Source organism: Azospirillum sp. A26, assembly GCF_042604635.1.
GTDB lineage: Bacteria > Pseudomonadota > Alphaproteobacteria > Azospirillales > Azospirillaceae > Azospirillum > Azospirillum palustre.
In genome coordinates, this window is sequence record NZ_CP170477.1 from 15,764 (window position 1) to 28,482 (window position 12,719).

The 12,719-nt window shown below is 70.3% G+C and carries 10 protein-coding genes; 2 read left to right on the top strand and 8 right to left on the bottom strand.

The window, feature by feature from the left end; translation table 11 throughout:
* Positions 1-2: 2 nt before the first annotated feature.
* From ABNQ39_RS35065 to ABNQ39_RS35100, 8 genes are all read right to left on the bottom strand, one after another.
* Positions 3-728, bottom strand: a complete 726-nt coding sequence (locus tag ABNQ39_RS35065) for a hypothetical protein (protein ID WP_376967387.1) — start codon at positions 726-728, stop codon at positions 3-5.
* A gap of 176 nt (positions 729-904) precedes the next feature.
* A complete protein-coding gene (locus tag ABNQ39_RS35070; protein WP_376967560.1) occupies positions 905-1,495 on the bottom strand; it encodes an IMPACT family protein in 591 nt (196 codons plus the stop codon).
* Positions 1,496-1,516: 21 nt separating this feature from the next.
* Positions 1,517-3,925, bottom strand: a complete 2,409-nt coding sequence (locus ABNQ39_RS35075) for a calcium-binding protein (RefSeq protein WP_376967389.1) — start codon at positions 3,923-3,925, stop codon at positions 1,517-1,519.
* A gap of 97 nt (positions 3,926-4,022) precedes the next feature.
* Entirely contained in the window at positions 4,023-4,319 is a 297-nt protein-coding gene (locus tag ABNQ39_RS35080; protein ID WP_376967391.1) for a hypothetical protein, read from the bottom strand.
* Positions 4,320-4,451: 132 nt separating this feature from the next.
* Positions 4,452-6,032, bottom strand: coding sequence for a flippase (locus ABNQ39_RS35085; RefSeq protein WP_376967393.1), 1,581 nt, complete (start codon positions 6,030-6,032; stop codon positions 4,452-4,454).
* Positions 6,033-6,263: 231 nt separating this feature from the next.
* A complete protein-coding gene (locus ABNQ39_RS35090) occupies positions 6,264-7,526 on the bottom strand; it encodes an aminotransferase class I/II-fold pyridoxal phosphate-dependent enzyme (RefSeq protein WP_376967395.1) in 1,263 nt (420 codons plus the stop codon).
* Positions 7,526-8,551 (bottom strand): UDP-N-acetylglucosamine 4,6-dehydratase (inverting), encoded by a 1,026-nt coding sequence (gene pseB / locus ABNQ39_RS35095; protein ID WP_376967562.1) that lies wholly within the window; start codon positions 8,549-8,551, stop codon positions 7,526-7,528. Before pseB ends, ABNQ39_RS35090 begins: the two co-directional genes overlap by 1 nt.
* 237 nt (positions 8,552-8,788) lie before the next feature.
* Positions 8,789-10,042 carry a glycosyltransferase family 4 protein gene (locus ABNQ39_RS35100; RefSeq protein ID WP_376967397.1) on the bottom strand — a complete coding sequence of 418 codons (1,254 nt, stop codon included), beginning with the start codon at positions 10,040-10,042 and terminating at the stop codon, positions 8,789-8,791.
* A 233-nt stretch (positions 10,043-10,275) separates the two neighbouring features.
* Between ABNQ39_RS35100 and ABNQ39_RS35105 the strand changes: the two genes are divergently transcribed.
* Positions 10,276-12,126: an ABC transporter ATP-binding protein gene (locus ABNQ39_RS35105; protein ID WP_376967399.1), complete on the top strand. Its 1,851-nt coding sequence runs from the start codon at positions 10,276-10,278 to the stop codon at positions 12,124-12,126.
* Positions 12,123-12,629 carry a hypothetical protein gene (locus ABNQ39_RS35110; protein ID WP_376967401.1) on the top strand — a complete coding sequence of 169 codons (507 nt, stop codon included), beginning with the start codon at positions 12,123-12,125 and terminating at the stop codon, positions 12,627-12,629. Before ABNQ39_RS35105 ends, ABNQ39_RS35110 begins: the two co-directional genes overlap by 4 nt.
* The last annotated feature ends 90 nt before the right edge of the window (positions 12,630-12,719 follow it).

Here is a 12,719-nt window from a genome sequence, read left to right on the forward strand (position 1 = left end):
CCTCAGACCGCGCCGCGCCGTGACGGCTGGCGGGTCTCCACCACCGCGAAGGCAATCAGCAACCGCCGCTCACAGGGGGCCGCAACCGGCTCCACCCCATGGAACGAGCGGTCGGACGGCGCATAGGCCAGCAGATGGTTGGGACGGTACGGAGCCTGGGCCACCAGCTCGAAATCCGCGCGCGGGTAGCGGTCCATCCCCCGTCCGCGGAAATCGGGATCGCGGGGCCGGTACAGCGCCGTGCCCAGAGACGATGCCTGCGGGTTGGACGGGCCGCCGTCCGCCGGCATGTAGAGCAGCATCGAGAACATCGTCGCCTCGATGTCCGTGTGCGGCAGCATGGCGTGGCCGGTATGGTCCTCGACGATGCGTATGTTCGGCACCGGCAGCGCATCGACCCAGCCCAGCTTGTCGCGGACCTGGGGAAAACGCTCGGCCATCGACGCGACGATGGCGGGGTTGAACAGGCAGTCGCGCACGTCGCGCCACACCGCCGCCTGCTCCCCGTCGCGCCGGGCCAGCCAGCTTTCGGTCAGCGGTACCTGATGGCGCGACGGCAGCTCACCGGGTTGAAGAACACCGAAGGCAGCGGGCTCCGGCCATTGGGCGCAGGCCCGGGCGTACAGATCGGCGGGCAGGAAATCCGGCACGATCAGATGGGGGAAAGGATCGGTGCTGATCGCCGTATCGGACAGGCGGTTCAGAGCGTGCAATGCCGCGGCGGTCATTCATCCTCCGGATACTACCGGAAAAACAATAGCAACCCACGCTTGGGCGTGGCAACGGACCCGCCCGCCATGTCATGCACGCAAAACGACAGAATTGCGAACCCCGGCCCGCCGCGCAGACGAAAAACACATAAGAATGCTTATGGAAAAATATGCTTCCATCGGTCTGCGCCCGCTCATTCCCCGCCGCGCTCGACCACCGCCTGACCGCGGGAAATGTCGGTGACCAGCCGGACGAAGGCATCGGACCGGTCCTGGGGAAGCGTGACCAGAAGCTGGACCCCGTCGGCGGTGAAGCCGGTGGTCTCCACCCGCGTGCCGGGGAAGCTGCCCAGGCTGGAGCGGATGCGCGCCTCCTCGGCGAAGCCGCAGGCGATGGACAGGGTGGCATAGGCAACGATGGGCTCGCGCTCCGCCGCCTTCAGGCAGCTTGCCGCCGTGCCGCCATAGGCGCGGACCAGCCCGCCCGCCCCCAGCAGGATGCCGCCGAACCAGCGGCTGACCACCACCGCCACCCGGTCCATCCCCTGTCCTTCGATGGTCTGGAGGATCGGCCGCCCTGCCGTCCCGCCCGGCTCGCCGTCGTCGCTGAAGCGATAGACGTCGCCGACCCGCAAGGCCCAGCAATTGTGGCCGGCATCCGGCAGGCTGGACGTGGCGATGAAGCGGCGCGCCTCCTCCTCGCTGCCGGCCGGGGCGGCCTGGGCCAGGAAACGGCTCTTCTTGATCTCCTGCTCGAACCGCTCGGTCCTGACAAGGGTGAACATCATGAGGGTGACCGCCGCCCCCTACAGCACGAAGTCGAAGGCGGAGAAGCTGTAGTTGGCGATGTTGACCTGGATGCGGAAATCGGCCGTCCGGTCGCCGTTCACATCGCCCTCGATCAGCGTCACCGTGCCGGAGGTCTGATAGCGCAGCTGGCCCGCCGCGCTGAAGGCGGCGGTGCCGATGAAGGTGAAGGCGTCGTTCGCGGTGGTGCCGGCGATGGCGTCGATCTCCGACAGGTCGATGCGGTCGCCCTCGGCGCCGGCGGTGGCATAGCTCGCCAGCCCCCTCAACGCCTCCGCCGCCACGACGGCGCCATTGAAGTTGAGGATCACGTCGGGGGCCGCCAGGGTGGATTCGTTCAGGTTGCGGATGGAGAAGACGTCGGCCCCGGCACCGCCGTCCAGCAGGTCGGCGGCATAGCCGCCGATCAGCGTGTCGTTGCCGTTGCCGCCCAGCAGCACGTCCTCATAGCCGGTGACGGTGTCGTTGGGATTGACCGAGATCTCGTGGCTGCGGTCGGAATAGACGTCGCCGAACAGCACGTCGTCGCCGCTGCCGCCGCGCAGCACGTCGCTGCCCAGCCCGCCATAGAGCGTGTCGTTGCCGGCGCCGCCGTCCAGCCAGTCGTTGCCGGCCCCGGCGTCGAGCCAGTCGTTGCCGTCCTCGCCCAGCAGGGTGTCGTTGCCGACGACGTCGATCACGTCGCCGCGCATCAGGTCGTCCCCGGCCCCGCCGAACATCAGGTCGTTGCCGGCCCCGCCCTCCAGCTGGTCGGCGCCGTCGCCGCCCAGCAGGACATCGTTGCCGGCATTGCCGAACAGCGTGTCGTTGCCGGCCAGTCCGGCGATGGTGTCGTTCCCGCCGCCGCCGCCGATGGCGTCGTTCTGGATGCCGCCCACCAGATAGTCGTTGCCGGCGGTGGCCGCGGCCGAGACGGTCAGCCCGCTCAGCGAGGGTTGGGAGAAACCGGCCAGCGACCCCAGCGGATAGACCCCGTCGGTGGCCTGCAACAGCTCGATGCCGGTCAGCGTGTCGGTGCCGTCGGGACCGCTGATCCGCAGGGTGCCGTTGCCGTCGAAGGACAGGCTGTAGGAGGCGAGCGCGCCGGTCAGCACGAAGCTGTCGATCCCGGCAAGCCCGTCCACCGCGTCGCTGATCGGGTTGCCCAGCGCGTCATAGGCGGCGCTGCCGCTCAGCGTGTCGTTGCCGGTCGTGCCGGTCACCGCCACCGGCGCACCCTGCGGGATCAGCAGGTCCGCCGCCCAGGCGGGAGCGGCCTGCGCCATGGCCAGCCCTTCGGCGGCGGCCGTCACGGACCGGCCGGGCGTCACCCGCAGCGGTCGGCCCTCGCTGCGGCCGAAGGAGAGGTAATGGAGCTTGGCCGCGGTGGCGTCGCCGCCGGTGGCCGCCGCCACGTCGGTGTTGGCCGCCAGATAGGCGGCGGCATCGAAGGTGAAGCTGCGCCCCTCGCCCCGGCCGAAGCGGGCGTAATGGACCACCGCCGCCGCCGGATCGATGCCGACGGCGGCCAGCACGTCCGGGTTGGAGGCGAGATAGCCGTAGGGGTCGAAGCCGGCTGTCCGCCCTTCGCGGGCGCCATAGGCCAAGTAATGCCGGATGGCGGCCCCGGCATCGAGGCCGACCGCCGCCAGCACATCCGGATTGGCGCCCAGATAGCCCAGCGCGTCGAAACCGCCCAGGCTGCGCCCCTCGTTCCGGCCGTTCCAGGCGTAATGGGCCGCCGCGGCAATCGCGTTGTCGCCGAAGGCGGCGGCAAGGTCGCGGTTGGCCGCCAGATAGCTGCGCGCATCGAAGGCGAAGGCCGCCGGTGCGGCGGTGCGGCCGTCGACGGTCAGCAGCTCGACATCGGTCAGGATATCCGTGTTGCGGCTCGACACCACGGCATAGCGCCGGCTGTCCAGCGCCACCACCACCGGCGTCTCCGCACGGTAGCTGCCGCCCTGGGCGGCATAGCGGCGCGGGTCGGCGGTGTAGATGGCGCGGTCGGTGCCGGCGCCGCCGTCGAAGCTGCGCCCGCTCGGGGTTCCCAGATAGACGCTGTCGTTGCCGTCCGCCCCGACGAAGCCGTCGATCTGCTGGAAGATGCGGGCGCCGAGCCGGTCGAGCGTCCCGCCGGTCAGGGCGACATCCAGCCCTTCGATGCGGTAGCGCAGGAGCCCGGCCGCATCGCGGTCGGTCAGGCCGGTGAAGCGGACGGACGCCTCCGCCCCGCTGCCGGCGGCGGCATAGTCGAGCGTGGCGGCATGCGCCCGGCCGGCGACCGTGCGCGCGACGGTCTGGCTGCCGGCGCCGGCGGCGATGAAGGAGGCATCCGGCACGGTGGTGAAGGCATCGGCGACGAAGCCGTTCGCCAGCCGGGCCTCATCCAGATCGAGGGCGAAGCCCTGCCCCGCCACCAGCCGTGCCATGCACGCTCCCCCAAAACCCCTGCCGCAGGACGGCACCGGCCGCCGGGTCAGGGCCGATCAGGCAACGTCAACCGGATGACGCGATCAAATGACGCGATCAGATGACCTGGAGATAGGCCGGGTCGAGCGCGCCGTGACGGAACGGGATCCAGTCCTTGTGGTCGGCGCGGTACTGCAGGCCGTAGGGGTTCTTGAAGAAGATCTTTTGCAGCGGCTGGCCGCCTTCGGCGCGGGTGCGCTCCAGGTCGATCAGCGGCGACGAGGCGAACAGCTTTTCCCACAGCTCGGTGTTGTCCACCTCGCGGCCGGCGTTCTTCACGTAATCGCGCGCGGTGTCGCTGAGCTGCCAAGCCTCTTCGACCATCGCGTAATAGTCCACAGTACCCTCGGCCATGGCCTTCGAACTCCAACCAGCGTTGCACAGAGTTTCCGCTCACATAGCGCATTTTCGGCGGCAAAGGAACCACCTGCGCGCCGCAGCGGCCGGGCATGGCCGGACCCGGCCGGCGATGCCCCGATCAGGATGTTACGAGCGGTCGGCCGCCGCTCCGTCGATGGCCTGCCCGTTCATCCGCGGCGCCGGCAGCGCGGCGGGCAGCGGGACGGCCCGGTTCTTGCGCAGCGGGGCGGCCAGCTTTTCCCAGGACCGGGTGCGCAGCAGCCGGCCGGCGACCCCCAGCCCGACCGCCAGCAGGCCGGTCAGGCTGATCGCCGCCCCGACCGGTCCGCCGACCAGAAGGCCGGCCAGCCCGGCGACCCCGGCCAGCAGGGCGCGCAGGCCGATGGTCAGCGCCACCGTCCCGGTTCCCGGCGCCAGCCGCGGCAGCAGGACCAGCAGAAGCCCGCAATCGACCGCCGTGCGCAGGCTCCAGGCCGCGGCGGCGCCGACCGCGCCATAGCGCTCGGCCAGCAGCCACAGCACGCCGAGATAGACCGGCAGCTCGGCCAGCTGCAGGCGCGCCGTGACGTCGACGCGGCCGACGCTCTGGATCAGCGTGTTGGGCACATAGGCGGTGGCGTTGAAGAAGACGCCCAGCATCAGGATCGACAGCACCGAGGCGCTGTTGGCGGCGAAGGCCGGCCCCAGCCAAAGCTCCAGCGCCGTCTCGCCGCCGACGATGGTGGCGGCCTGCATGACCAGGAACACCGCGAGCGTCAGATGGCCGCCGGCATCCAGGATGCGGCCCAGCGCCGGCGGATCGCGCCGGAACAGGCTGGAGGCCAGCGGGAACAGCGCCAGCGACAGGGCGCCGGGGATCACCATCAGCCGCGACAGCAGCTCGAACGGGGTGGTGTAGAAGGCGACCATCGCCGCCGGCACCAGGCTGAGCAGGATGAAGCGGTCGGCATAGAGCATCGCCGGGCCGACCAGATTGTTCAGCATCATCCAGGCGCTCATGGTGAACAGCCCGCGCAGGGACGGGCGTCCCCAGCGGGCGGGGCGCAGCAGATCCGGCTCCTGCCGCACCGCCAGCACGCCATAGCCGACCAGCCCGATGAAGCGCCCGACCGCGATGGCGGCGATCACCGGCACCAGGCTCTGGCTGAAGGGCAGCACGAAGAGCGGGCTCAGATAGTTCAGTACCCCCACCGTCATCCGCACCAGGCTGATCGGGCGGAAGCGCTGGTGCGCCTCCAGCACGCCGCGCAGGCCGGCGGAGATCAGCGCGACCGGCACGATGGCCGCCGCCACCAGCAGGCTGAACCGGATCTCGTCCGGCGAGGTGCCGGTCTCCAGCTGGAAGCGGTCGGCCAGCAGCCCGGCGCCCACCGCCACCGCCCCGCCGGTCAGGATGCCGATGGCGCCCATCAGGGCGATGGCCGGCCCGGCGATCCCTGCCGTATTGGCCGAGCCCTGCCCCGCCTGCGTCTCCTCCGGCGTCTCACCGGACCCGCCCGCATGGCCGATCCGGTCGGCGACGACCTGCACCAGCGACCGTCCCAGCCCGAGGTCGAGCACGCCCAGATAGCCGAGCAGCGCCCAGATCAGGGTCAGCGCGCCGAAACGCTCCATCCCGACGGCGGAGATGAGCAACGGAATCGACAGCAGGGCCGCCGCCATGGGCAGCCCCTCGCCGAGCAGATTCCAGAGCGTGTTGCGAAGCAAATTCGGAGGTCCGTACGCGAAACACTGTGAAGAGGCGTTCGGGACGACCCGACCCCGGTCATCCGGCTTTCCAGCCGTTCGACCTAGGTCTATGCCCTCCTGACGACGCCATTGTTATCGGTCCATCCTGTCCAAAACGCTAACGGAATCGCTTGGGCGAAACGGTCCGGACCCTGAATGGCCGCCTGGACGACCGCCTGGAAGACCGATGGGGTTCCGGGCCGGCACCCGTCAGGACAGGACCCGCTCCAGCGCCGCGGCGACCCGGTCGACGTCTGTGTCGGCCATGGCCGGGAACAGCGGCAGCGACAGCGTCTGGGCGTAATGGCTCATGACGCCGGGCAGGGCGAAGTCGCCGTAGCGGCGGCGCCAGTAGGGTTGGCGATGGACCGGGATATAGTGCACCTGGGTGCCGACGCCCAGGGCGCGCAAGGCCGCCATCACGGCCGCACGGGTCCGCCCCGCCGCTGCGAAATCGATGCGCGCGGCGCACAGGTGCCAGGCCGGCCGGCACCAGGGCACCAGGGCCGGCGGCCGCACCAGCGGGGCCAGCGGCGCCAGCCGTTCGGCATAGAGCGCCATCAGCCGCGCCCGCCGTTCGACGAAACGGTCGAGCCGGCCGAGCTGGCTCAGCACCAGTGCCGCATGGATGTCGGACAGGCGGTGGTTGAAGCCCGGCTCCGCCATCTCATAGTACCAGGGGTTGGCGTTCCCCTCCGCGTCCAGGGCGGCGTCGGGATCGGCGAAGCCCTCCCCCGGATCGGGCGTGCGCGTCATGCCGTGGTTGCACAGGCGCCGCACCCGCGCCATCAGCGCCGGGTCACCGCCGGTGACAGCCCCGCCCTCGCCGGCCGCGATGGTCTTGACCGGATGGAAGGAGAAGACGGTCAGCGATCCCGCCTCCACCTCCGGCCGGCCGGCGCCGACCGGCACCTCACGGCTGCCGGGCAACCCCCCCCCCGATAAACAGGCCGTGCCGATGGCATGGGCGGCATCCTCGACCAGCGCCAGCCCCTCCGCCTGCGCGAGCGCCGCCAGCCCGTCCATCGGCGCCGTCTGTCCGGCATAATGGACGGGGGCAAGCGCGCGGACGCGCCAGCCGGCGTTGCGGGCGCGGGCGATGGCGGCCTCGGCCTCGGCGACGCCCATCAGGCCGCTGTCGGGATCGACGTCGGCGAAGGCGACCTCGGCCCCGGCATGGCGGGCGGCCGACGCCGTGGCGAGGAAGGTGTTGGACGGCACCACCACCGCGTCGCCCGGCCCGATGCCCAGCGCCGCATAGGCCAACCGCAGCGCCGCGGTGCCGTTGGCGCAGGCCACCGCGTCCGCCGCCCCCACCCTCGCGGCGAGCGCCCGCTCGAACCCGGTCACCGCCGGTCCCTGGGTCAGCCAGTCGCCGCGCAGCACCGCCGCTACCGCGGCGATGTCCTCCTCCTCCACCGACTGGCGGCCATAGGGGAGGAAAGGCAAATCCCCCATCGAGGGGCCCGCCATCAGGGCGCTTCCGTAAGCAGGGTGCGCAGCCGCTCACCATCGAGCCAGTCGTCGTTGCCGTCGCTGGCATAGCGGAAGCCGTCGGCCACCGGGCGGGCGTTCAGCCGCTCGTACGGCGCATGCTGCCAGAAGGTGAAGGCCGGCTCGATGACATAGCGGTCATCCAGCTCGTAGGTCTGGCGGGAATCGTCCTCGGTGATCATCACCTCGTGCAGCTTCTCGCCCGGCCGGATGCCGACGATCCTCTGCGGCAGGTCCGGCGCCATGGCGCGGGCGAGGTCGGCAATGCGCAGGCTGGGGATCTTCGGCACGAAGATCTCGCCGCCCTGCATCATGGCGAAGCAGGACAGCACGAAATCGACGCCGTGCTGCAACGTGATCCAGAAGCGGGTCATCCGCTCGTCGGTGACCGGCAGATGGTCGGCGCCCTCGGCGATCATCTTGCGGAACAGCGGCACGACACTGCCGCGCGACCCCACGACGTTGCCGTAGCGCACCACCGCGAAGCGGGTGTCGAGCGCGCCAGACAGGTTGTTGGCGGCGATGAAGATCTTGTCCGACGCCAGCTTGCTGGCGCCATAGAGGTTGATCGGGTTGGCCGCCTTGTCGGTCGACAGCGCGACAACGCGCCGCACCCCCATCGACAGCGCCGCCCGCACCACGTTCTCCGCCCCGTAGACGTTGGTGTGGATGCATTCCATCGGGTTGTATTCGGCGGCCGGCACATGCTTCAGCGCCGCGGCATGGACGCAGAAATCGACGCCGCGCATCGCCAGCTCCAGCCGCTCGCGGTCGCGCACGTCGCCGATGAAATAGCGCAGCGTCGGCGCCCACTCCGCCGGCATGCGCTGCTGCATCTCGTACTGCTTGAACTCGTCGCGGGAGAAGATGATGACCCGGCGCGGCTTGGCGTGGCGCAGCACCGTCTCGACGAAGCGGCGCCCGAAGGAGCCGGTTCCCCCCGTCACCAGCACCGACCGGCCGTCCAGCATGCGCAAGCCCGCCTCGAGCCCGGTGCCCGACATGTCGGACCCATCCGCAGGAAGTTCCGGCTTCGTCGCGCCCGCCTTGCTGGAGTGTGTGGTCACCGCCGGTTCCGTCCTTTAAAGCCGCATCGCTCGAACGCCGCACCCGGTGCCCACCGGCCCGATCCGGGACAGGTGCTGCGTCGGGATCGAAATGAACCCCGACCGTAACCGGTGCTTTCTGATGATCGGGTTAATTCACTCCGCCCCCCGGCGCAAGGTCTGTTGGGACGCGGATCAGGCCGTCGGCACCCGGCCGGCCTGCACATCCTCCAGCAGGCGGATCTGCGCCGGCAGGCAGACGGTGGCGAGGTCGAAGCGCTCCACCGCCGTCCTCCTTGCGGCGGCCGACAGGGCGGCGCGCAGCTCCGGATCGTCGAGAGCCGTCTCCACCCGGTCGGCGAGCGCCATGGGATCGTGGAAACCGGTCAGCAGCCCGTTCACCCCGTCCTCGATCACCTCGGCGACCGGCGGCGTGTCGGACCCGACGATGACGGCGCCGCAGGCCATCGCCTCCAGCATCGACCAGGACAGGACGAAGGGGAAGGTCAGGTAGATGTGGGCGCGCGAGATGCGCAGGACCGACAGGTAGCTGTCATAGGGCAGCTTGCCCAGCACATGCAGCCGCGCCGATTCCGGCCTGGGAGTGCCGGCGGCGTCCAGCATCGTCTCCCGCCACATGGTTTCGCGCCAAGTGCCGCCCCCCTCCGGCGGCGCGCCATAGCTGACCTCGTCGCCGCCCACCATCAGGATGTGCAGCTTCGGCCGGCGCCGCAGCAACTCCGCCGCCGCCCGCATGAAGGTGGGAAAGCCGCGGTAGGGTTCCAGGTTGCGGGCGACATAGGTCACCACCTCGTCCTCGCGCGACAGGGTGCGGCCGTCGGGCAGGGTGACGGTGGCGGCCGGATCCGGCCGGCAGACCGCGGTATCGACCCCGTCATGGATCACCGAGATGCGCGGGCGGAAGGCCTCGGGATGCTGCTGCCGCTGCCACAGGGTCGGGCTGACGCCCCAGTCCATCGCGTCCAGCCCGGTCAGCAGGGAGGTGTTCTTGGTGCGGATGCGGCAGCGCGTCTCCAGCGTCACCGGCCGCTCCGGGTCAAAGCCGACATCCGACCCGTCGGCCCGATAGAAGAACTCGCAATAGAGCAGCAGCCGGGCGTCCGGGAACAGGTCCTTCAGGAACAGGGCCTCGCCCCAGCCGGGATGGGCGCAGATCACATCGGGGGTGAAGCCCTCCTTCTGCAGAGCCAGCCCGGCGCGCACCGCGCCCTGCCCATGCAGGACCTGCCCTTCGAACATGCGGATATAGGGGTGGGTGTTTTCCCCCGGCTCGCGGGTCGGCCGGTAGAGCGCCATCTGCACGCCGCCCGGCAGTTCGCGCCGGACCTTGCCGATGAAGGCGACCCGGTGGGCCGGATCCGCCGCGAAATGACGGACGAGATGCTTGTACTGGCCGGGGGTGTTCTGGTGGACGAACAGGATACGCATGGAAAGACAATGCCCGGAAAACGGAGGAACGGGGCGACAGCCTGCAACCATCCGTCACGGCTGTCGATGCCTAAGAGCAGCGCCGGCTCCTTGCCCGTCCTCCGCCCGGTCCGGCTCCCCATGAGAGAGCCGGCCGGCATGGAAGGATCCGTTCCGCCCCCGCCGCCTTGCGCCTATAAGTCTTTGTCCGCCGGCAGCGTCCGGCCCATCGCGCGACGGAGCGCCGACGCCCCTTGTCCTCTTCCCCCCTGCCCTCTTCGCCCTGGCGCTTTCTGTGGATGTTCGTGCGCGACGGCTTCCTCGGCCGCGCCATCCTGCTGAACCTCGCCGCCGCCGGTGGGATCGGGCTGATGGGGATGGAGCCGGTGGCGATGCGCGGTCTGGTCGATGCGCTCACCGGGATATCGGGGGCCGGGATATCGGGGACCCATCCCTCCGGCTCCCCCGCCTGGACGGCGGAGGTGATGCGCTGGTTCCTGCTGCTGGGCGGGCTGTGGATCGCGTCGGCCCTGTTCAACCGCCTGCGCGAGCTGGTCGACCTGCACACCTCGCCGGCTTTGCGCCATGCCATCCAGGTCCGGCTGTTCGACCATTTGATCGACCACTCGCCGCGCTACTTCCAGGACAATTTCGCCGGCAACCTGGGCCAGAAGGTCAAGCAGGCCGGGCAGAGCGCCATCCAGATCCTGGAGATCCTGACCAACGACATCATCCGCATCGTCGTCATCCTGGCCATCGGCCTGACTCTGCTGGCCTCGGCGCAGACCCTGTTCGCCGGGCTGCTGGTCGGCTGGACCGTGGCGCATCTGGGCCTGTCGGCCCTGCTGGCCCGGCGCTGCCTGCGGCTGTCGCACGCCTTCTCGGAGGAGGTGTCGTCGACCACCGGCCGCATGGTCGACATCATCGCCAATGCCGAGCTGGTGCGCGCCTTCGCCCGCCGCCGCCAGGAGCTGGCCGGCCTGTCCGACGCGCTGACCGGCGAGATCGACCGGTCGAAGGAGCTGCGCTGGTTCCTGACCAAGATGTGGTTCTGGCTGTTCAACGCCCTGCTGGTCTTCCAGATCATCCTGATCGGCCTCGCCGTGTCGGAGGCGATGGCCGGCCGCATGAGCATCGGCGACTTCGCCATGATCTTCTCGCTGGCCAGCATCGTCGGCGCCAATGTCTGGGGCCTGTCGACGCGCATGCTTGGCTTCTTCGAACAGCTGGGCGTCCTGTCCGGCGCCCTGGACCTGATCGTCCGCCCGCACGAGATCCCGGATCCGCCCGGCCGCCCCGACCTGACCGTCGGCAACGGCTCTATCCGTTTCGAAGACATCCGTTTCGCCCATCCCGGTTCCGAGCCCGGGACAGGGGGGGCCGTCTTCGACGGCCTGTCCCTGACCATCCGGCCGGGAGAGCGGGTGGCGCTGGTCGGCCCTTCGGGGGCGGGCAAGAGCACGCTGGTCCGCCTGCTGCGCCGGCAGTTCCCGCTGCAGGGGGGCCGCATCCTGATCGATGGGCAGGACATCGCCACGGTCAGCCTCGCCTCGCTCAACCGCGCGGTGGCCGAGGTGCCGCAGCTGCCCAGCCTGTTCCACCGCTCCATCCGCGACAACATCGCCTATGGCAGCGAGGGGGCCAGCGACGAGGCGATCCGCGCCGCCGCCGCCCGCGCCCATTGCGACCGCTTCATCGAGGGGCGCGCCGCCGGCTATGACACCGTGGTGGGGGAGCGCGGCATCCAGCTGTCGGGCGGCGAGCGCCAGCGGGTCGCCATCGCCCGCGCCTTCCTGAAGGACGCGCCGGTCCTGGTGCTGGACGAGGCGACCTCCTCGCTCGACTCCGAGACGGAGCATCTGATCCAGGACGCGCTGCTCGGCCTGTTCGAGGGCCGCACGGTGATCGCCATCGCTCACCGTCTGTCGACCGTCACCGGCATGGACCGCATCCTCTATATAGAGAAGGGCCGGATCCTGGAGGACGGCGACCACGCCACCCTGCTGCGCCGCGACGGCCCCTATGCCCGGCTGTGGCGCCGTCAGGTCGGCGGCTTCCTGCCGGACGATGCCGGCTCCACAGCCGATATGGAGGAGGCGCGATGAGGCCGCTCCTGAGCCGGTTACGCCTGGCGCTGCTGATCGCCGCCGGCCTGCTTACACTCCCCATGGAGGCCACTGCGATGTCGCCCTTGCCCTTCTTCCAGCGGATCGAGCGCGTCGGCCTGCTCTGCGCGGTGGATGCCGACGGCGGCCCGGCCATGGATGTCGTCGGAGACGATGCGCTGTGCGGGCGCGCCGCCGCGGTGCTGTCGGGGCTGCTGGCCTCCGGTCCGGCGGTCACGGCGCTCGTCCCCAACGATGCCCGCATCGCCGAGCCGGGCACCCTGCTGGTGCTGGTCCATGCCACGCTGCGGCATGAGGAGGGGCGCCGTCTGCTGGCGCTCGCCGCGACCCTTCAGCGCAGCGGGACTACCGGCGATGCCCCGTTCTTCATGATGCCGCCCCAGGCATTGGCCCTGTCCGGCAGCCTCGATGAAAGCCTTCTGGATGCAGCGCTTCGCCGCCTGCTGACCCCGTTGGGCGGAGCGCTGCGCGCCAATCCCTGAGCGGTTGGGGGGCGGAGGAGTTTGGAGTCTTGTCGCAGGGGGGTGGGGCTCTCGTTCCAGTCCAGAATATTTGGAAGCCGTCAGTCCCTC

Coding starts and splice junctions, on each gene's coding strand:
- ABNQ39_RS35065 (WP_376967387.1), bottom strand. CDS start 728: ATGACCGCCGCGGCATTGCACGCTCTGAACCGCCTGTCCGATACGGCG.
- ABNQ39_RS35070 (WP_376967560.1), bottom strand. CDS start 1,495: ATGTTCACCCTTGTCAGGACCGAGCGGTTCGAGCAGGAGATCAAGAAG.
- ABNQ39_RS35075 (WP_376967389.1), bottom strand. CDS start 3,925: ATGGCACGGCTGGTGGCGGGGCAGGGCTTCGCCCTCGATCTGGATGAG.
- ABNQ39_RS35080 (WP_376967391.1), bottom strand. CDS start 4,319: ATGGCCGAGGGTACTGTGGACTATTACGCGATGGTCGAAGAGGCTTGG.
- ABNQ39_RS35090 (WP_376967395.1), bottom strand. CDS start 7,526: ATGGCGGGCCCCTCGATGGGGGATTTGCCTTTCCTCCCCTATGGCCGC.
- pseB (WP_376967562.1), bottom strand. CDS start 8,551: ATGTCGGGCACCGGGCTCGAGGCGGGCTTGCGCATGCTGGACGGCCGG.
- ABNQ39_RS35100 (WP_376967397.1), bottom strand. CDS start 10,042: ATGCGTATCCTGTTCGTCCACCAGAACACCCCCGGCCAGTACAAGCAT.
- ABNQ39_RS35110 (WP_376967401.1), top strand. CDS start 12,123: ATGAGGCCGCTCCTGAGCCGGTTACGCCTGGCGCTGCTGATCGCCGCC.